At 54.5% G+C, this 18,898-nt stretch carries 21 protein-coding genes and 1 riboswitch; of the genes, 3 read left to right on the top strand and 18 right to left on the bottom strand.

Annotation, left to right across the window (positions count from 1 at the left end):
• Positions 1–6: 6 nt before the first annotated feature.
• The 17 genes from sufU to B4113_RS02215 all read right to left on the bottom strand — a co-directional run bounded on the left by sufU (position 7) and on the right by B4113_RS02215 (position 16,344).
• Positions 7–456 (bottom strand): Fe-S cluster assembly sulfur transfer protein SufU, encoded by a 450-nt coding sequence (sufU, locus tag B4113_RS02295; RefSeq protein ID WP_033018575.1) that lies wholly within the window; start codon positions 454–456, stop codon positions 7–9.
• Positions 446–1,666, bottom strand: coding sequence for a cysteine desulfurase (locus tag B4113_RS02290; RefSeq protein ID WP_033018574.1), 1,221 nt, complete (start codon positions 1,664–1,666; stop codon positions 446–448). The genes sufU and B4113_RS02290 overlap by 11 nt, the downstream gene beginning before the upstream one ends.
• On the bottom strand, positions 1,663–2,973 hold the full coding sequence (gene sufD, locus B4113_RS02285) for a Fe-S cluster assembly protein SufD (RefSeq protein WP_033018572.1): 1,311 nt from the start codon (positions 2,971–2,973) through the stop codon (positions 1,663–1,665). The genes B4113_RS02290 and sufD overlap by 4 nt, the downstream gene beginning before the upstream one ends.
• A gap of 17 nt (positions 2,974–2,990) precedes the next feature.
• On the bottom strand, positions 2,991–3,770 hold the full coding sequence (sufC, locus tag B4113_RS02280) for a Fe-S cluster assembly ATPase SufC (RefSeq protein ID WP_033018571.1): 780 nt from the start codon (positions 3,768–3,770) through the stop codon (positions 2,991–2,993).
• Between the two features lie 638 nt (positions 3,771–4,408).
• Complete coding sequence (locus B4113_RS02275) at positions 4,409–4,771, bottom strand: carboxymuconolactone decarboxylase family protein (protein WP_033018570.1); 363 nt, start codon at positions 4,769–4,771, stop codon at positions 4,409–4,411.
• A gap of 434 nt (positions 4,772–5,205) precedes the next feature.
• Entirely contained in the window at positions 5,206–6,054 is an 849-nt protein-coding gene (locus tag B4113_RS02270) for a MetQ/NlpA family ABC transporter substrate-binding protein (RefSeq protein WP_033018569.1), read from the bottom strand.
• A 16-nt stretch (positions 6,055–6,070) separates the two neighbouring features.
• A complete protein-coding gene (locus B4113_RS02265; protein WP_033018567.1) occupies positions 6,071–6,739 on the bottom strand; it encodes a methionine ABC transporter permease in 669 nt (222 codons plus the stop codon).
• Positions 6,729–7,757 carry a methionine ABC transporter ATP-binding protein gene (locus B4113_RS02260; protein WP_033018562.1) on the bottom strand — a complete coding sequence of 343 codons (1,029 nt, stop codon included), beginning with the start codon at positions 7,755–7,757 and terminating at the stop codon, positions 6,729–6,731. The genes B4113_RS02265 and B4113_RS02260 overlap by 11 nt, the downstream gene beginning before the upstream one ends.
• 176 nt (positions 7,758–7,933) lie before the next feature.
• Positions 7,934–8,043, bottom strand: a riboswitch (SAM riboswitch).
• A 74-nt stretch (positions 8,044–8,117) separates the two neighbouring features.
• A complete protein-coding gene (locus B4113_RS02255) occupies positions 8,118–8,465 on the bottom strand; it encodes a hypothetical protein (RefSeq protein WP_033018560.1) in 348 nt (115 codons plus the stop codon).
• A gap of 149 nt (positions 8,466–8,614) precedes the next feature.
• Positions 8,615–8,929: a thioredoxin family protein gene (locus B4113_RS02250; RefSeq protein WP_033018558.1), complete on the bottom strand. Its 315-nt coding sequence runs from the start codon at positions 8,927–8,929 to the stop codon at positions 8,615–8,617.
• A complete protein-coding gene (locus B4113_RS02245; RefSeq protein ID WP_033018557.1) occupies positions 8,926–9,285 on the bottom strand; it encodes a toprim domain-containing protein in 360 nt (119 codons plus the stop codon). The genes B4113_RS02250 and B4113_RS02245 overlap by 4 nt, the downstream gene beginning before the upstream one ends.
• A 95-nt stretch (positions 9,286–9,380) precedes the next feature.
• Positions 9,381–9,617 carry a YusG family protein gene (locus B4113_RS02240; protein ID WP_033018556.1) on the bottom strand — a complete coding sequence of 79 codons (237 nt, stop codon included), beginning with the start codon at positions 9,615–9,617 and terminating at the stop codon, positions 9,381–9,383.
• A 73-nt stretch (positions 9,618–9,690) separates the two neighbouring features.
• On the bottom strand, positions 9,691–10,074 hold the full coding sequence (gcvH, locus tag B4113_RS02235; protein WP_033018554.1) for a glycine cleavage system protein GcvH: 384 nt from the start codon (positions 10,072–10,074) through the stop codon (positions 9,691–9,693).
• Positions 10,075–10,291: 217 nt separating this feature from the next.
• The gene (locus tag B4113_RS02230; RefSeq protein WP_033018553.1) at positions 10,292–10,669 is read right to left on the bottom strand and encodes an arsenate reductase family protein; all 378 of its coding nucleotides are present in this window, start codon (positions 10,667–10,669) and stop codon (positions 10,292–10,294) included.
• A 192-nt stretch (positions 10,670–10,861) separates the two neighbouring features.
• Positions 10,862–12,646, bottom strand: a complete 1,785-nt coding sequence (locus B4113_RS02225) for an acyl-CoA dehydrogenase family protein (protein WP_033018551.1) — start codon at positions 12,644–12,646, stop codon at positions 10,862–10,864.
• A gap of 110 nt (positions 12,647–12,756) precedes the next feature.
• Positions 12,757–13,929: an acetyl-CoA C-acetyltransferase gene (locus B4113_RS02220; RefSeq protein WP_033018550.1), complete on the bottom strand. Its 1,173-nt coding sequence runs from the start codon at positions 13,927–13,929 to the stop codon at positions 12,757–12,759.
• Positions 13,930–13,956: 27 nt separating this feature from the next.
• A complete protein-coding gene (locus B4113_RS02215) occupies positions 13,957–16,344 on the bottom strand; it encodes a 3-hydroxyacyl-CoA dehydrogenase/enoyl-CoA hydratase family protein (protein ID WP_033018549.1) in 2,388 nt (795 codons plus the stop codon).
• A 186-nt stretch (positions 16,345–16,530) separates the two neighbouring features.
• On the opposite strand from B4113_RS02215, the gene B4113_RS18400 reads away from it, so the two are divergent.
• Entirely contained in the window at positions 16,531–16,680 is a 150-nt protein-coding gene (locus B4113_RS18400) for a YuzL family protein (RefSeq protein ID WP_081897172.1), read from the top strand.
• Positions 16,681–16,700: 20 nt separating this feature from the next.
• On the opposite strand, the gene B4113_RS02210 is transcribed toward B4113_RS18400, so the two are convergent.
• Complete coding sequence (locus B4113_RS02210) at positions 16,701–17,618, bottom strand: proline dehydrogenase family protein (protein ID WP_033018587.1); 918 nt, start codon at positions 17,616–17,618, stop codon at positions 16,701–16,703.
• A 165-nt stretch (positions 17,619–17,783) separates the two neighbouring features.
• On the opposite strand from B4113_RS02210, the gene B4113_RS02205 reads away from it, so the two are divergent.
• Together B4113_RS02205 and B4113_RS02200 are read left to right on the top strand one after the other, a co-directional pair.
• Entirely contained in the window at positions 17,784–18,041 is a 258-nt protein-coding gene (locus B4113_RS02205) for a hypothetical protein (RefSeq protein WP_033018548.1), read from the top strand.
• Positions 18,042–18,056: 15 nt separating this feature from the next.
• Positions 18,057–18,392, top strand: coding sequence for a spore coat protein (locus B4113_RS02200; RefSeq protein WP_033018545.1), 336 nt, complete (start codon positions 18,057–18,059; stop codon positions 18,390–18,392).
• The last annotated feature ends 506 nt before the right edge of the window (positions 18,393–18,898 follow it).

The following is an 18,898-nucleotide window of genomic DNA, read 5'->3' as shown; positions in this document are numbered from 1 at the left end:
CGTGGTTCACCTTCCTTCATGTTCGTGGCCATGTAGCCCTTTTTCGAGCGCTTTCCACGCCAACGTCGCGCATTTGATGCGGGCGGGAAATTTGGAAACGCCTTGGAGCGCCTCGATGTCGCCAAGGTCAACGGAATCGTCGTACGCTTTGCCTTGGATCATGTCGGAGAAAATGTGGGCGAGCCGAAGCGCCTCCTCCACCGTTTTTCCTTTGATCGCTTGCGTCATCATCGACGCCGACGACATCGAAATCGAACAGCCTTCCCCTTCAAACTTGACATCGGCGACTCTGCCGTCTTCCACTTTCATTGTCAAGTGGATGCGGTCGCCGCACGTCGGGTTGTTCATGTTGACATCGACATTCGTGCCCTCAAGCACCCCGCGGTTGCGCGGGTTTTTATAATGATCCATAATGACTTGGCGGTAAAGCTGATCCAACGGATGGTTAGAAGACATGGCTGAAGTACTCCTTCGCTTTCTGTAATGCAGCGATAAACCGGTCGATTTCCTCTTTCGTGTTGTACAGATAGAAGCTCGCCCGGGCGGTCGCCGTCACGTCAAGCCACTTCATGAGCGGCTGGGCGCAATGGTGGCCGGCGCGAATGGCGATGCCTTCGGCGTCCAAAACGGTCGCCACATCGTGCGGGTGCACGCCGTCGATGTTAAACGTCACCAGCCCCGCCCGCTCCTTCGGTCCATAGACGGTAACGCCTTCGAGATCCGCCATTCGTTCAAGCGCGTATTGCGCCAGTTCATGCTCATGGGCAGCAATCGCGTCCAAGCCGACTTGCTCGAGGAAATCGATCGCCGCGCCGAGGCCGATGGCGCCGGCGATAATCGGCGTCCCACCTTCAAACTTCCACGGCAACTCTTTCCACGTCGAGTCGTACAGTTCGACAAAATCGATCATTTCACCGCCAAACTCGATCGGCTCCATTTGCTCCAATAATTCTCTTTTTCCATATAATACGCCAATCCCGGTCGGTCCGCACATTTTATGGCCGGAAAACGCCAAAAAGTCGCAATCGAGTTCTTGGACGTCGATCTTCATATGCGGAGCGCTTTGCGCCGCATCGACGACGATGATCGCCCCGCGCTCATGGGCGATGCGGGCGATCTCGCGAATCGGATTGATCGTGCCGAGCACGTTCGACACATGGGCGATGGCGACGATTTTCACAGCGGGCGTCACCGTGGCCTCGACATCGTTGAGATCGATCGTGCCGTCTTCCTGCAGCGGAATGTATTTCAGCGTCGCGCCCGTTTGCTTCGCCAGCTGCTGCCATGGGATCAAGTTGCTGTGATGTTCCATGTACGTGATGACGATTTCATCGCCTTCGTTGACATGGGCGCGCCCGTAGCTTGAGGCGACCAAGTTGAGCGCTGATGTCGTCCCGCGCGTGAAAATGATTTCTTGCATCGAGCGGGCGTTAAGAAAACGCCGTGCTTTTTCGCGCGCCCCTTCGTACGCGTCGGTCGCCTTCGTTCCGAGCGTATGGACGCCGCGGTGAACGTTCGAGTTGTACTCGCGGTAGTAGCGGTCAAGAGCCTCAATCACCGGCAGCGGCTTTTGCGATGTCGCGGCGCTGTCAAAATAGACGAGCGGGTGGCCGTTGACATTCTGATGCAAAATCGGAAACAACGCGCGGATTTCGTTCACCTTCATGATTGAACTTTCCTTTCAATCACTTCAATTAATTGATTTTTCACGCCGTCAATCGGAATCGCTTCGACGACCGGCGCCAAAAAGCCGTGAATGATCAGACGTTCCGCTTCCCGTCTTGGAATGCCACGGCTCATTAAGTAATACAACTGAATCGGGTCGACACGACCGACCGACGCCGCGTGGCCGGCCATGACGTCGTCTTCATCGATCAACAAAATCGGGTTCGCATCGCCGCGCGCTTTTTCGCTTAACATGAGCACGCGCGATTCTTGCTCGGCGTTTGATTTTGATGCGCCGTGCTCGATTTTGCCGATGCCGTTGAAAATTGAAGTCGCGCTGTCGCGGACGACGCCGTGTTTCAAAATGTACCCTTCCGTATGCTTTCCGTAGTGGACGACGCTGGTCGTAAAGTTTTGTACTTGCTCGCCGCGGCTGACGACAACGGTTTTCGTATCGCCGAACGAGCCGTCACCGACGAGGCGCGTGATGTTTTCCGACACCGTGTTGCCGTCATTCATCAGCCCGAGCGCCCATTCGATCCGCCCGTCGCGCCCGGCGATGCCGCGCCGGTTCACGTACGTCGTCACGCCGCTCGCCAAATGGTCAACGGCGGCGAAAAAGACGCGGGCGTTCGCGTTGGCGAACACTTCGGCCACAATATTGGCGGACGCTTGACCGTTGCGGTCCGCTGACAAATAGTTTTCCACGAACACCACGCGGCTGTTGTCTTCCGCCACGACGATGACATGGTTAAACAAGGCGATGTCGTCTTCATCTTGAATGTAAACAGCCTGAAGCGGCGTTTCAATTTCAACGTTTTTCGGAACATACACGAATACGCCGCCGTTCATGAGCGCGGCATGAAGCGCGGCGAGGCGGTGCTCATCCGGCTTGACCGCGGTCATCCAATAGCGCTCAAGCAAATCGCCGTGCTCGCGCGCCGCCGTCAAAATGTCGGTGAAAATGACGCCCTTTTCTTTCAGCTCTTCAGAAAGCGACACATACGCCGGCGTATGGTTGCGCTGCACGTACAAGTTTTTCGTTTCTTTCCCTGCTTCGATGAGCGCCTTTACGGCGTCCGGCAAATCATCGAGGCTGGCGTACGCCGCGCTCTCCACCGTGTGACGGGCGAAGCCGTGAAAGTTCCATTTCTCGATCTTCGTTTTGTCCGGTTTCGGCAGCGGCAGCCGCTCCGCGCGTTCCAGCGCCTCGAGACGCCGCGCCGTCAGCCATTCCGGCTCGCCGCGCCCGCTTGAGAACGTGCGGATGTAGGTTTCATCGAATGGAATTTTCGTTTCTGTCGCCATAGTCCTCCTCCTAACGCTTACGCTTCTTGCCCGACCGTTTCATCTTCGATGCCAAGTTCTTTTTTGATCCAGTCGTATCCTTCCGCCTCCAGCCGCTGCGCCAGTTCCGGACCGCCGGATTTGACAATGCGCCCTTGCATCATGACGTGCACATAATCCGGAGTGATATAGTTCAGCAGCCGCTGATAGTGGGTGATGATCAAACAGCCGAAATCGCTGCTGCGCATCTCGTTGACGCCTTTGGCGACAATTTTCAGCGCGTCAATATCCAGCCCGGAGTCAATCTCGTCCAAAATCGCGATTTTCGGCTCGAGCATCATCAATTGCAAAATTTCGTTCCGCTTTTTCTCCCCGCCGGAAAACCCTTCGTTCAAATACCGGTGCGCCATATCCGGATTCATGTCAAGAAAGGCCATTTTTTCATCAAGCTTGCGGATGAATTTCATGAGCGAAATTTCATTGCCTTCGCCAAGACGGGCATTGATCGCCGCCCGCAAAAAGTCGGCGTTCGTCACCCCGCTGATTTCGCTCGGGTATTGCATCGCCAAAAACAGGCCGGCGCGCGCCCGCTCGTCGACTTCCATCTCGAGAACATCTTGGCCGTCCAAGGTCACCGTGCCCTCCGTCACCTCATATTTCGGATGACCCATAATCGCGGAAGCTAACGTCGATTTCCCCGTTCCGTTCGGCCCCATAATCGCATGGATCTCCCCGCCTTTGACTTCCAAATCTACCCCTTTTAAAATCTCTTTTCCTTCCACTGACACGTGAAGATTGCGAATCGTCAACACTGCCATGCAGCATACCTCCAATTTCTGCTTGAAAGTCAGCGCCGCCCGTTTTGATCATCTAGCGGCCGTTCATTCTCAATTTATTCTCATTACAATTTTATAACAAATGAAAAGTATTCGCAACTGTTCCGCCTCTTCGGCGCGTGATTCCTCCGGCGAAACATCGGTACCACTTTTTATATTTTACACGAAAATGCCCGTTTGTACGAGCATTTGCCATAAAGAACGGGCAAAATCTCCCCGCCGCTAGCCCCGGAGCGGTTCAACGTCCGCCCTCTTTTCCGTTGGCCGACTGCCCATCCATCTTGCTTTCACTCGTCCCCCCCACGCGCAATGGAAACAGCGTTTTTTCACCGGCCTTCTAAGAGGCTGGTGATTGAATCGTGGATACCGCTTTACGAATGTTATTTCTCAATTAGAAAAATCTTGTTACATCGGTCCTGCTTTTCGCTCATTCTCCCATTGATGAAAGGAACCAGCGTTTTTTCACCAGCCTTCTAAGCGCGAACCCAATCGGCGAGGCCCCCGCTTCGTTCACCAACCGACCTTCTCACTAAAAAAGACCCGTTCAAATTGCCGATTTTCTCGGTTTACAGGAGATACCAACTGATCTTCTCACTAAAAAAGACCCCGTCACCGGAGTCTTAATGGGCGGTGCGCAGCTCGCGGAGGCATTCTTGGACGAGCGTCACCGCTTGGCTCATCGCCGCCCCGCCGCCAAACGCCGCCGCCACCGCGCACGCTTCCAAAACTTCTTGTTCCGACGCCCCTTCATCAAGGCATCCTTTCGTGTGGTAAATCGTGCAATACTCATCTTGCGTCGCCAAGCTGATGCCAAGCGCGATCAGCTGCTTTTCCTTTTTCGACAGCGCCCCCTCGGCAAAGCACGCTTCCGTAAAGGCGTTAAATCGCTCCGCTACGTTCGGGAGTTTTTGGGTGAACGCCCCGAGCCCTTCTTTGTAGTGGCGAAGCGCCGATTCGACCGATGACGGTGTGACGTGGTTCATTTTCGTTTTCCTCCTTTGTCCGTTTCTGCTGTTAGTATGCATGCAGGAACGGCAAATTAAACGGCGAATCATATCGGAAAAAGGAGGAGACCGCCACGGCGTTGGCCGGTGTTTTTTGTGCCGGCCGCAGCCGGTTCAATCATCGCCATCTAGGAGGCTGGTGATTTCGTGCAAAAATACCGCTAAGCTCCATCCATTTCTCAATGAGAGAAACCTCACAGAATCAGCTTTCTTTTCTGAATGAAAATACGCCTCCAATTGGTGTGTCAGCGGTTTTTCACCGGCCTTCTAGGCGATGAGCACTGCCCTTGGCGCAAGCGGGAGGGCTCAAGCCGCTGACCGGCCGTTGTCGCGCGCTGCACGGCTTCACCATTTCTCCGCCCGTTGCCATGTTAGAACCGCTGACGAAAAATAACGGGAGCGAACCGCTCCCGTTATTGATTGTTTTCCGCCGCTGGAATGACGGCACCGTGGTATTTTTCTTTGATGAAATCTTGAATTTCTTTCGATTGCAGCACTTCGACCAATGTTTTGATTTCCTTCCGGTTTTCATCGCCTTTGCGCACGGCGACAATGTTCACATACGGATTGTTTTTCGGCGACTCCACAGCGATCGGGTCTTTCGCCGGATCCAAGCCGGCGTCCAGCGCATAGTTGGCATTGATCAGCACCGCATCGCCTTCGCCGTTTTTGTAAATTTGCGGCAGCAGCCCAGCGTCGACATCGGCCTTAAACTTCAAATGCTTCGGATTTTCGACGATGTCGTTCACCGTCGCTTTCGTTTTATCGACGCCCGGTTTCAGTTTAATGAGCCCTTTTTCTTGCAGCATCGACAAAATACGGCCGTGGTCGGCGACCGAGTTGCTCATGATGATCGTTGCGCCGTCCGGCAGCTCTTCGATGCTTTTGTATTTTTTCGAGTACAAGCCGATCGGCTCAATATGAATGCCACCGGCGTTAACGAATTGGTAGCCATGCTCTTTCATTTGCGACTCTAAATAAGGAATGTGTTGGAAGTAGTTGGCATCAATTTCTTTGTCGGCCAACGCTTTGTTCGGCAAAATATAGTCTTGGAACGTAATGATCTCCAAGTCAATGCCTTTTTTCTTCAAAATCGGTTTCGCTTTTTCCAAAATTTCCGCATGCGGCACGTTCGAGGCGCCGACTTTCAGTTTTACCAATTTGCCGTTGCCACCCTCATCGGCGGCGTTGTTGTTGCCGCCGCAAGCCGCCAAGGCGAACACCAAGACGGAAGCGAACAGCACGCCAAGCCATTTTTTCATCGATTTTTTCCTCCTTTTATCGTTTATCTATTTTGGAAGTGACAATGTCACCGATCCACTGAATGACAAAGACAATCACAAGCACCAACACGGTCGCGACAAACGTCACATCGTTATGGCTGCGCTGAAATCCTTCCAAATACGCCAAATTCCCAAGTCCACCGGCGCCGACAACGCCAGCCATCGCCGTATAGCCGACAAGCGACACCGCGGTGACGGTAATCCCCGAGACAAGAGCTGGCAACGATTCCGGCAAAAGCACCTTCCAAATGATCGTCCACGTCGAGGCGCCCATCGCCTGCGCCGCTTCAATGACCCCTTTGTCAATTTCGCGGAGGGCGATCTCAACCATGCGGGCGTAAAACGGCGCCGCACCGATGATGAGCGCCGGCAGCGCCGCGTTGGCGCCGAGCATCGTCCCGACGAGCCATTTCGTAAACGGAATAAGCAAAATGATCAAAATAATGAACGGAATGGAGCGGAAAATGTTGACGAACGCCGCGATGACCGTATTGGCCAGCCGGTTCTCCCATAGGTTTCCCTTTGCCGTTAAAAATAACAGCAGCCCAAGCACCACTCCGAGGACGAACGTGGCGGCGACCGCCATGCCGGTCATGTACAGCGTCTCGACCGTTGCCGCCCACATCGTTTCCCATTGCACGTTCGGCAGGAGGTTAGCGAGCATCGTGAATCACCTCCACCGCCACTTGTTGGTCTTGAATATAGTCGAGCGCCCGACCGATTTCATCCGCCGCCCCGTCGATGTGCACAAACAGCACGCCGTAGGCGCCTTGATGGGTTTGTGAAATTTTTCCTTGTAAAATGTTGACATCAACGGCAAATTGGCGGACGACTTGCGTAATGAGCGGCTGTCCAGCGGCGGCGCCGACAAACGTCAACTGCGCGATCACCCCGTTCGGGTAGTGGCCGAACAGATGCGAGACAGCTTCTTCGGTTTCCTCCGGCTCGACCAGCTGCTTGACGAACCGTTTCGTAATCGGCTGCTGCGGGTTCCGGAACACGTGCAGCACGTCGCCTTGTTCGACGATTTTGCCGCTTTCCATCACCGCGACGCGGTCGCAAATTTTGCGAATGACGTGCATTTCATGGGTGATGAGCACGATCGTCAGCCCGAGCCGCTTGTTGATGTCAACGAGCAAATCCAAAATCGCGTCCGTCGTCTGCGGATCGAGGGCGGACGTCGCCTCATCGCAAAGCAGGACTTTCGGATTGTTGGCGAGCGCCCGCGCGATGCCGACCCGCTGCTTTTGCCCGCCGCTCAGCTGCGACGGATACGCCTCTTCCCGCCCGGTGAGACCGACAAGCTGGATGAGCTCATCGACGCGCTTTTGCCGTTCCTCTCTCGGAACACCGGCGATCTCGAGCGGAAAAGCGATATTTTCCCTGACGGTGCGCGACCAAAGCAAGTTGAAATGCTGGAAAATCATGCCGATTTCCTGACGGGCGTTTCGAAGCTCCCGACCTTTCACGCGCGCCATGTCGCGGCCGGCGACGATCACCCGACCGCTCGTCGGTTTTTCCAATCCGTTTAACAGCCGAATGAGCGAACTTTTTCCGGCCCCGCTGTAGCCGATAATTCCAAAAATTTCTCCTTCGCGAATCTCAAGCGACACGTTGTCAACGGCTGTCACCGCACCGTTGGCCGCTTGGTATACTTTCGTCACCTGTTCAAGGGTGATCATCGTTTCACCTTCCTTTCTTGCCGTGCGCTTCCCGTTCGCCAGCAGGCGCAAGCCCCGCCGCCGAGCGCGCCCGCGCAAGCAGCCGAAGCGGGCTGTTCACGCCCAGCGCCCAAGCAAGCGCAAAAAGAAAACCTTTCTGCCCGCGGAGAACAGAAAGGTATTGTCTACCATTCCGTCTCTTATCTCTCAAAGCAGGCTGCTTTGTGTGAATTGGCACCATTTCAGCGCAAGCGCTGACGGTTGCCGGGCTTCATTGGGCACATCCCTCCACCTCTCTTGATAAGAGCACAACGCAAATGTATTCAATTTGGTTACGAATGTGATTGTATCATTGGATGTCGAATCGTGTCAACCTATTTTTTATCCAACATGCCGATACGGCTTGGCCAAATGGAGGAGCGACTCCAGCAGCAATAAATGGCGGAAGCTTCCCGATACGTGCACTTCTTGCAGCCGGACGAGCTGCTGCAGCTTCAGCTCACCGCTCAGCAAGGAGGCGAGCGCTTCCTTCGAACCGCGCACCGTCAACGTGTTTCGTTCATCGTTCTCGCACTCAACGATGGCCGGCTCTTTGCCAAGCAAGACGGAAGCGGCCTCCCCGTCGCTTTCAAACCGAACGCATAACTGCTCGTCCGGCAAAATCGGCAACAAATGACGCAACATTTGCATCCGCTCGATGAACCGTTCCACAAACTCACGCACTTCCATTGACCATCACCCCCATGTCCTTTGTTCTCTATTTCCATATGTGGGGGCAAGAATCCTTTACAAAAATCTCGACAGCCTGTTGACGAACGGACGCCGTTTTTGTCATTTCCCAAGAAATGTGTCAAACGGAGTCAAAAAAAGGGGGACAGTCAACGCGGCAGCCGGGCTTGCAGTTGCTCATACAAATCGGTGACGGAAGGGAACGCATACCATTTGTCGGCCATCGCTCCGTCAACAAAAAGAAGCAAGCATGGAACGCTGGAAATTTGCCACTCCACAGCCTGCTCAGGAATATAGTTGATATCCGTTTCGTAAAACGGCAACGTCGGGAATAGCTGCTCGATAATCACGAGCATCCGCCGCGCCAATTGACATGTGCCGCACAGCGGGGTATACAAATACAGCGCCAAAAGCGGCTCGTTCTCGATCGTTTTTCTGAGCTCATTGCGATCGATCGCGTTCACCCGCTTCCCCCCTTCATCAACCATTCCATTCGCACCTCAAAATCGGCGCGCAGCAACACTTGCGCCAAATGCCAAAGCGGAGCGGCCGCCACTTCCCGGTACGCCCGGTCAATATAAATATGTTCGGCTTCGGGAAACATGCGGCGAAACTGGCGGCGCAGCTTCTCCCCCGCCTCATCGGCGTCGGCAAGCACGTATACATCTTGGCCTTCGAACTCGTCGGCCAACTCTTCCAAGCGGGCATCGCTGATCGTCCCGTTCGTACACACGATCACGACCGGTTCATTCAACACCGCCGCCACCTTTTGTTTATCCGATCTCCCCTCGACGATGATCACCTTTTCCACTTGTCGCATATCCGCCCCACCTAACTCCACCAATGTTGTGCTCTATTGTATGATCGATGCGAGCCAAAGGTTGAAAAAAAGCAACGGCCATCCACCGTTGCCTTTCAACACCAGCCCGCTTCCCCGTCGCAGTCGACATATTTTTGCCCCGGCTCAACGGTAGCGGTCACGTCTTTGTAAACTTTTCCATTTTGCACTGTATAGCCGCTTTTTAACGGAACGGTCTCCGGAAGCGGAACATGGCCGATCAGCTCCCCTTCCGCATACAAATCAAGCGTGCGGCCGTTCCATTTGCCGATTACCCGATCGGTCACATCGATGCGCGCCGATTGCAGCGCCATCTTTCGCACCCCCTTGTTTCATTTCTTCCATATGTATAGGGTGCCCGAATTGAGCCGAAAATGACGGCCATGTTTATCCTTCCGTCACCATCGCTTCATATTGTTCCGCTGTCAATAATTGGTCAATCTCACGGGTGTCGCTCGGTTTCACGACGATCATCCACGCTTTCTCGTACGGCGATTCGTTGACATACTCCGGATGATCGTTGAGCGCCTCGTTTACTTCGACGACCGTTCCGCTGACCGGCGCGTACAGCTCCGAGACGGTTTTCACCGACTCAACGCTGCCGAACGGCTCGTTCGCTTTCAGCTGCGCGCCCACTTCCGGCAGTTCGACAAAGACGATATCCCCCAACTCGGATTGCGCGTAATCCGTAATGCCGATGCGCACGTGTTCGCCTTCGACGCGCACCCACTCATGCTCTTTCGTATAGCGAAGTTCCTTTGGCGTGTTCATCGAATCCCTCCATTGCGACAAAAAAGTGTGCTCCTCTTCATCATAACCGATTTTCCGCGAAAACTCACCGTCTGTCTGTTCGGCCGGCGAAAAATTTTTGGGCTTCGCACCCGCCCTGTCGAAAACCGTTGTCTACGCCGGCCGCCCGAACCGGCGGAACAACCCCCGTTTGCCCCTTTCACTGTTGCCGTTCCGCCGTGCCCGGATGGCGAACTCATTACCGATTCACGGCCGGCGCCTGTCCAAAAAACGATTCATACGCCGACTCGCGAAACCCGACGATCACCCGCTCGCCATCCGTCAAAATCGGCCGCTTCACCAGCATTCCGTCCGAAGCGAGCCAATTGAGCATCTCGTCTTCCGATGCGCCGTCAAGCTTGTCCTTTAATCCGAGCTCGCGGTATTTCAACCCGCTTGTATTAAAAAATGTTTTCAGCGGCAGCCCGCTTTTCCGATGCAGGTCGGCGAGCTGCTCTTTCGTCAGCGGCTCGTCGACCAAATGCACCGTTTGCACCTCAATGCCGTGGTCATCCAACCATTTTTTCGCCTTCCGGCACGTTCCGCACTTTGGATACCAATAGAGCGTGAGCGTCATCGTCCTCCCCCTTTCCGCTGAATTCGCTCGGATGATCCGATGTTTGGCGGCGCCCGTTCCCAACAGCGAGAACAAGCGGCCAAAGGCAGCGAACCGTCCGCTTCTGCCTGCAGTTTCCTCGAAACGACAAGAAGTACCAGGTCGGACCTGGTACTTCTCATTATCACACAACTTACCGCGCCGCTTCAACGCTCACACAACATATCGTTCCGCTTCAATGAGCGCAGCGGCCGTTTCACGTTTTTTCGCGATCACGTTGATCGGCGTATGGCGCGTCAGCCGGCGGAGCGCGGCGAGCATCATCCGCAGCGTGTCACCTTGCTCCACAGCGACGAGCGTCTCTTTCGCATGGGCTTCAATTTCATTGAACGCCTCTTGGCAGAAAATTTGCGTGTACAGCACTTTTTGTTTGTTTTTCTCCTCACCGCTCGCTTGAATCGCTTTTTCCGTGCGCAAGAGCGCCGATTCCATCGCGTAAACGTTCGAAACGATGTCAGCGATGTTGACGAGCACTTCTTGCTCTTCTTCAATGCGCTGGCCGTATTTTTGCGCCGCCAAGCCGGCGACCATCAAGGCAACTTTTTTCGCTTGGCGCACCAAGTATTTCTCTTGTTCCAGCGCGCCCGAACCCGGCTCTTCAGCGGCCATCATCATGAGCTCTTCCTGCAGCTGCTGCGCTTTTTGGAACAGCGGCAGCTCGCCTTTTACCGCTTTTTTCAAGTACATGCCCGGCACGAGCAGGCGGTTGATTTCGTTCGTTCCTTCAAAAATGCGGTTGATGCGCGAGTCGCGGTAGGCGCGCTCGATTTCGTATTCTTGCATAAAGCCGTAGCCGCCATGGATTTGCACGCCTTCATCGACGATGTAATCGAGCACTTCCGTGGCAAAAAACTTGTTCAGTGAGCATTCGATCGCGTATTCGGCGATCGATTTGGCCACTTCTTTGCCATCTTTCGCTTTTTCGGCATCAAGCAAGCCCATCCGCTCATCGAACAAGCCGACCGTGCGGTAGACCGAGCTTTCGGCGGCATACAGGCGCGACGCCATCGTCGCCAATTTTTCCTGCGTCAGCGTAAACTGCGAAATCGGACGTTTGAATTGTTGGCGCTGATTGGCGTATTTGACCGTGATCTCAAACGCCCTCTTCGCGCCGCCGACCGCCCCCAACCCGAGCTTGTAGCGGCCGATGTTCAAAATGTTAAAGGCGATGACATGGCCTTTGCCGATTTCGCCGAGCACGTTTTCTTTCGGCACCGGTACGTCTTGCAAAATGAGCGTCCGCGTCGATGAGCTTTTGATCCCCATTTTCTTCTCTTCCGGACCGGTTGAAACGCCCGGGAAATCGCGCTCAACGATGAAGGCTGTAAAATGTTGGCCGTCGACTTTCGCATAGACGACAAACACATCGGCGAATCCGGAGTTCGTGATCCATTGTTTTTCGCCGTTTAAAATGTAATGTGTGCCTTCCGCATTGAGCTTCGCTGTCGTTTTCGCGCCGAGGGCGTCCGAACCCGAGCCCGGCTCCGTCAAGGCATAAGCGGCGATTTTTTCGCCGGTCGCCAAATACGGCAAGTATTTTTGTTTTTGTTCTTCCGTGCCAAACAACACGATCGGCAGCGAACCGATCCCGACGTGCGCCCCGTGCGAAATCGCAAAGCCGCCGGCCGGCGCCATTTTTTCGGCAATGATGGCCGAGCTGACCTTATCTAAGCCCAAGCCGCCGTACTCTTCCGGAATGTCCGCGCTCAACAGGCCGAGCTCGCCCGCTTTGCGGAGCAGCTTCACCGAGCGGTCAAACTCGTGATTTTCCAGATGTTCAAGCTGCGGAAGCACCTCGTTGTTGACATACTCTTCCGTCGTTTTGGCGATCATTTGATGTTCGTCGGTGAAATCTTCGGGCGTAAACACGCGCTCCGCCGGAATGTCTTCAATTAGAAAGCTGCCGCCTTTGATCGCTTCTTCGATTGTTTTGGCCATCGTTCATTTCCTCCCTCAAAAGATGATTGATGATCCGGGCGGCAACGCCGCCCGGGAAATGGACGTTCCTTGCAGCCGGGCCGCTCCTTCGGGCCACGGCCACCCGTCCGCTACAGCAGTTCAAACACGCCGGCTGCGCCCATGCCGCCGCCGATGCACATCGTGACGATGCCGAACTGCACGTTGCGGCGCCGCATTTCGTAAAGCAAAGACAACGTCAGCTTCGCGCCCGTGCAGCCGAGCGGGTGGCCGAGCGCAATCGCCCCGCCGTTGACGTTGACGATGTCCTCATCCAACCCAAGTTCGCGGATGACTTGGATCGATTGCGAGGCGAACGCTTCGTTCAACTCGATCAAGCCGATGTCAGACAGTTCCAAGCCCGCAAGCTTCAACGCTTTCGGCACCGCGGCGATCGGGCCGATGCCCATCACTTCCGGCGGCACGCCGGCGACCGCAAAGGACCGGAACTTGCCGAGCGGCTTCAAGCCGAGCGACTCCACTTTTTCACGGTCCATCACCATCACTGCCGCCGCCCCGTCGCTCATTTGCGACGCGTTGCCGGCCGTGACCGTGCCGTTGACCGCAAACGCCGGACGCAGTTTTGCGAGCGTCTCCATGTTCGTGTCCGGACGCACGCCCTCATCTTGCGCAAAGACGACGGTTTCTTCGACGAGTTTGTTGTTTTCGACTTTGCGCACCACCACTTCCACCGGCACGATTTCCTCGTTGAACTTGCCTTCCGCAATCGCCTTGGCGGCGCGCTGATGGCTGCGCACCGCGAACGCGTCTTGATCTTCGCGGCTCACGCCGTATTTTTTCGCCACTTGCTCAGCCGTGTGCCCCATTGACATGTAATATTCGGGCGCTTCTTCCGCCAAGCGGGCATTGGGGCGGACGACATGGCCCATCATCGGCACCATGCTCATCGATTCGACCCCGCCGGCGATGACCGTGTCGGAATGGCCGAGCATGACCCGTTCCGCCGCGTAGGCGATCGCCTGCAAGCCGGACGAGCAATACCGGTTGATCGTGATCGCCGGCACCGTATACGGCAGCCCGGCGAGCGCGCCGATGTTGCGGGCGATGTTCAAGCCTTGCTCCGCCTCCGGCATGGCGCAGCCGATAATGAGATCATCGATGTTTCCTTCATAATTTCCTGCCCGTTTCAACGTCTCTTTGACGACGAGCGCCCCTAAATCGTCCGGCCGCACATGGGCGAGCGTTCCTTTTTTCGCTTTGCCGACCGGTGTCCGCGCTCCTGCGACAATGACCGCTTCTCTCACGCCGATCCCCCCTTGATCGTCCCCGCCTTAGTTGCGGAGCGGTTTTCCTTTCACAAGCATATGCTGCATGCGCGCTTGCGTCTTCAGTTCGCCGATCAGGCTCAAAAACGCCTCGCGCTCCAAATCGAGCAAATATTGCTCATCGACTTCCGTTCCGTACGGCACGTTGCCGCCCGCTAGGACGTACGCCAACTTTTTCGCGATTTTCAAATCGTGCTCGCTGATGTAGCCGGAATGGAACATCGACTGCGCGCCCAGCAGCATGGCCGCATAGCCGCTTTCGCCGGCCACCGGCACTTTCTTCCTTACAGGCGGCCGGTATCCTTCCTCATACAGCGAGAGCACAGCCTGTTTCGCTTCATGCAAAAGATGGTCGCCGTTCATCGTAATGCCGTCGCGGTGATTCAAGAAGCCAAGTTCGCGCGCTTCTGCCGCTGATGTTGACACTTTCGCCATGGCGATCGTTTCAAACACGCCAGCCGCAATCTTGACGTAGTCGACGTCCACGCCGCGCGGCAGGCTGTTCAACCGTTTGATGTACAGCTCCTTGTTGCCACCGCCGCCCGGAATCAAGCCGACGCCGACTTCAACGAGCCCGAGGTATGTTTCCGCCGCCGCTTGGATGCGCGAAGCCGCCAAGCTCACTTCCGCCCCGCCGCCGAGCGTCATGGCAAACGGCGCGACGACGACCGGTTTCGGATTGTATTTCATGCGAAGAAGCGCTTGCTGGAACTGGCGAACGGCAAGTTCCAATTCAAAAAAGTTTTCGTCTTGCGCTTCCATGAGCATCATCGCCAAGTTCGCGCCAACGCAGAAGTTTTTCCCTTGGTTGCCGATGACCAATCCTTTGTAATTGCGGTTCACTTCCTCAAGCGCCTCGTTGATCATGAAAACGATGTCCGCGCCGATCGCGTTGTTCGGCGAATGGAACTCCAAAAGCGCCACGTCATCGCCGAGGTCGATGAGGCTTGCGCCGGCGTTTTTCTTGATGACCCCGCGCGTTTCTTTCAGCCGGCGGATGTGGATGACTTTTTCGCTTTCTTCTACTGTTTTATATCCGCCCGGCGCATAATAGAACAGCTGGCCGTTTTTCGTTTGATAGAACGAGGTCGCTCCGTCGGCGAGCATGTCCGTAATCCACGCCGGGATGTCGCGCCCTTCCGCCTGCATTTTGCGCACCGATTTTTCAAGGCCGATCGCATCCCATAGCTCAAACGGACCTTGCTCCCAGCCGAACCCCCACTTCATCGCCCGGTCGATCGCGACGATGTCGTCGGCGATCTCCCCGACAAGCCCGGCCGTATATAGAAGCGTCGGCGCGATGATGTTCCATAGAAGCGTGCCGGCGCGGTCGCCGTCGTCATAGACGAGCGCTTGCAGCTTGGCGGCCGTTCCTTTCGCCTGCTTCGCCATCTCCACCGCCGGAGTGACCAGCTTTTTGCGCGGCTCGTACTGCATCGTGACGTAGTTCAGCTCGAGAATGTCTTTTCCTTGCTTGAGGAAAAAGCCTTGTCCGGATTTGCTGCCGAGCCAGCCGTTGTCAAGCATCGTTTTCATCAACTCCGGCACGCGGAACGCCTCTTTTTCTTCCCCTTCGACGTTTTCATATACGTTGTTGGCGACATGGACAAACGTATCGAGCCCGACGACATCAAGCGTGCGGAACGTCGCGCTTTTCGGCCGGCCGATGAGCGGCCCGGTGACCGAATCGACTTCACCGACGCTGTAGCCCCCTTGCATCATCTCGCGGACGGTAACAAGCAGTCCGTACGTGCCGATCCGGTTGGCGATGAAGTTCGGCGTATCTTTCGCCAGCACGACGCCTTTGCCGAGCACGTCTTCGCCGAACGATTTCATATAGGCGACCACAGCCGGATCGGTATGCTCCGTCGGGATGATCTCCAGCAGCTTCAAATAGCGCGGCGGGTTGAAGAAATGCGTGCCTAAAAAGTGTTTTTGGAAGTCTTCCGAGCGCCCTTCGGCCATCGCGGCGATCGAGATGCCGGACGTGTTCGAGCTGACGATCGTCCCCGGCGTCCGCACCTCGTCCACACGGGCGAAGACTTCTTTTTTCACTTCCAGCTTTTCCACGACCGCTTCAATGATCCAATCGACTTCCGCGAGCCGGTGGAAGTCATCCTCGAAGTTGCCCGTTTCAATTAAAGCGATGTTGTCTTTGGACATGAGCGGCGCCGGTTTTTGCTTGAGCAGCCGCTCGAGCGCCTGATTAACGAGGCGGTTGCGCACTTGTTTATGCTCGAGCGTCCAACCTTTTGCCTCTTCCTCTTTCGTCAACTCGCGCGGCACGATGTCCAGCAGCAACGTCGGAATGCCGACGTTCGCCAAATGGGCGGCAATGCCGGCCCCCATGACGCCGGACCCTAGCACCGCGGCGCGCCGAATGCGTTTTGCCATTTCGCTTCCCCCTTACACCATTGAATGAATCGTCATTCATTTTTTGTGAAAAAAAATATCGTTGAAACCGCTATCTATAACTAAATATATAGTATGTTAGTAATTTTCGCAACCTATTTGCCGCACATTTTTCTCACATCGTCCGCAAACAGCTGGCTCATACTAAGAACGAGGAGGTGAACCGCGATGGCCCGCTTGAAAAAGAACCCGTCCGAACGCGGGGTCAGCGCCGCGAGCGTCAAAGGCAACGCCGGTCCGACCGTAGAAGCGGATGGCGGGGGCAAACGGACAAGCCAAAACCAGCAGTACAAAAAGCACAACATGCAAGAAGGCTGACGCCGATGCGCCAGCCTCTCTTATTTGCGGATGATTCCTTTGATGACAAACGCCACGTTGGCCGGCCGCTCAGCCAGCCGGCGCATAAAGTAGCCGTACCAGTCCGTGCCGTACGGAACGTAGACGCGCATCGTATATCCTTCGCGCGCCAGCTCGATTTGTCGCTCGGGGCGGATGCCATACAACATTTGAAACTCAAATTGGCTGTTTGGAATGTTGTATTCCTTGACGAGCTGTTTCGTATATTCGATGATGGCATCGTCATGCGTCGCCACCGCCGTATAGTTACCGTTAAGCAAATGTTGCTTGATGATCTTTTTAAAATTCTCATCCACATCCTTTTTGTCTGGAAACGCCACCTCGGGCGGTTCTTTGTACGCCCCTTTGACAAGCCGCAAGTTCGGGCGGTACGGCTTTAAATCTTCAATGTCTTGTTCCGTCCGATACAAATACGCCTGCAGCACCGTGCCGACGTTGTCGTATTCTTTTTTCAACGTTTTAAAAATGTCGAGCGTCTTCTGGCAGCGCGAATAATCTTCCATGTCAATCGTCACAAACACGCCGCGCTCTTTCGCTGCGTCCAAAATGCGGCGCATGTTGCGCATCACGAGCTCATCGGAAATATCCAGCCCCATCGAGGTCATTTTCAACGACAGCTGCGAATTCAGCTTCTCCCGGCTGATCGCCTCGATCGCTTCCAAGCAATGGCGCGCCATCTCATTCGCTTCCCGCTCATTGTCGACAAACTCGCCTAAATAATCGACCGTCACCGCCAAGCCTTTTTCGTTCAACTGGCGGATGACACGCACCGCTTCGTCGATCGTCTCGCCGGCGACAAATCTGGAAGCGCCGAAGCGGAGGCCGTATCGCTTCGCCAGCTTCGTCAACGTTTTATTTTTGGACAGAAACAAGAACATATCTCGCATCAGCTGCTCCACCATTGCAAGCCCCCTTGTATGGAAACGCATTCACCATCATTATTGTACCACGTTTCCGACCAATTGAATATGTTTTTTCTTCGCCATTCATGTTTTATATGTGCATAATTTTCCACACACCGGACACGCTAAAAAGCGAATGAAGGAGAAAGGAGCGAAACGAAGATGCAGCAACAGCCGCAAATGAATCCACAGGCGGCGATGCCCGCACCGCCGCAGATGGTGTCAACAAAAGACGCGATGTATTTTGCCGACATGATGTCATGGAACTTGCTGGCGGCGAAAAAAGCGCACTTTTTCGCCGCGCAATGCCGCGATCCTGAAGTGGCGCAGGCGATCGAGCGCGCCGGGCAAATGCACGAACGCCATTATGACATGATATTGCGCCACTTGCAAAATCCGCCGCAGCCACCGGTGATGTGAAAGGAGGCAGAACGAATGAACACGAAACAAGTGCAAAATCCGGAAACGCCCGTTCCGAAAACGCCGCAAATGAACGAGCGGGATTTTTTAAACGATATGCTCGCGACGGAAAAATACATGACCTTGTCGTACAGCGTCTTTTTGCATGAAGCAAGCCATCAAGCATTATATCAGGATATGATGAATATTTTTACGGAAACGCAAAACTGTCAACGCGAGCTGTACGAACTCATGTTTAAAAAAGGGTGGTACAAGCTCGAAGCGGCCGATGCCCAAAAGCTTCAGCAAACGTACCAGCAGTTTCAAGGATATCAGAGCCAGCTGCCGCATTCGTCCCATACAAAGCAATAACAAATGAAACAGGGATGTTCAAGCATGGTCAAGACATCCCTGTTTTGTCCAACATGGTCTTCTCTTCACCAATCGCTTGCCCTCCGTCTATCTGTACTTTATGAAAGATGAAGGGCATTCGACTAGAACATGATGGGCCGCCAAGTGTGGTATAGCGAACGTTTCCGTTAGTCGCTGTCTTTGCACCTGTTGGTGGATGAAGACGTAAATTTTTTCATGGCTATATAAGTTGTAATAAAGAATTTTCATTTTTTGTTAAGGGTTTCATCTAAATACAAGTTGATATGAGAGGAATCAGTGGGATGTAAAACAAAATTTCAACTTATATAGAAGGTCGGTCAAAAAAACGCTCATTCGCTTCATCAAGGAGAACACATGAAAAACAGGATCAAGGCGACAAGGTTTTTCTAATTAACTGTAGATGAGCATTTTTCATTACAATAATTTCCATGCCCTAAGAGACAAACAGGGGACCCCTTAGGCGACATGGAGCTGTTTTTTGATCA

It is taken from the genome of Geobacillus sp. B4113_201601 (genome assembly GCF_001587475.1).
GTDB lineage: Bacteria > Bacillota > Bacilli > Bacillales > Anoxybacillaceae > Geobacillus > Geobacillus icigianus.
Note: the sequence above shows the minus strand (reverse complement) of the source record. Positions and strands in the feature narration are given on the sequence as shown.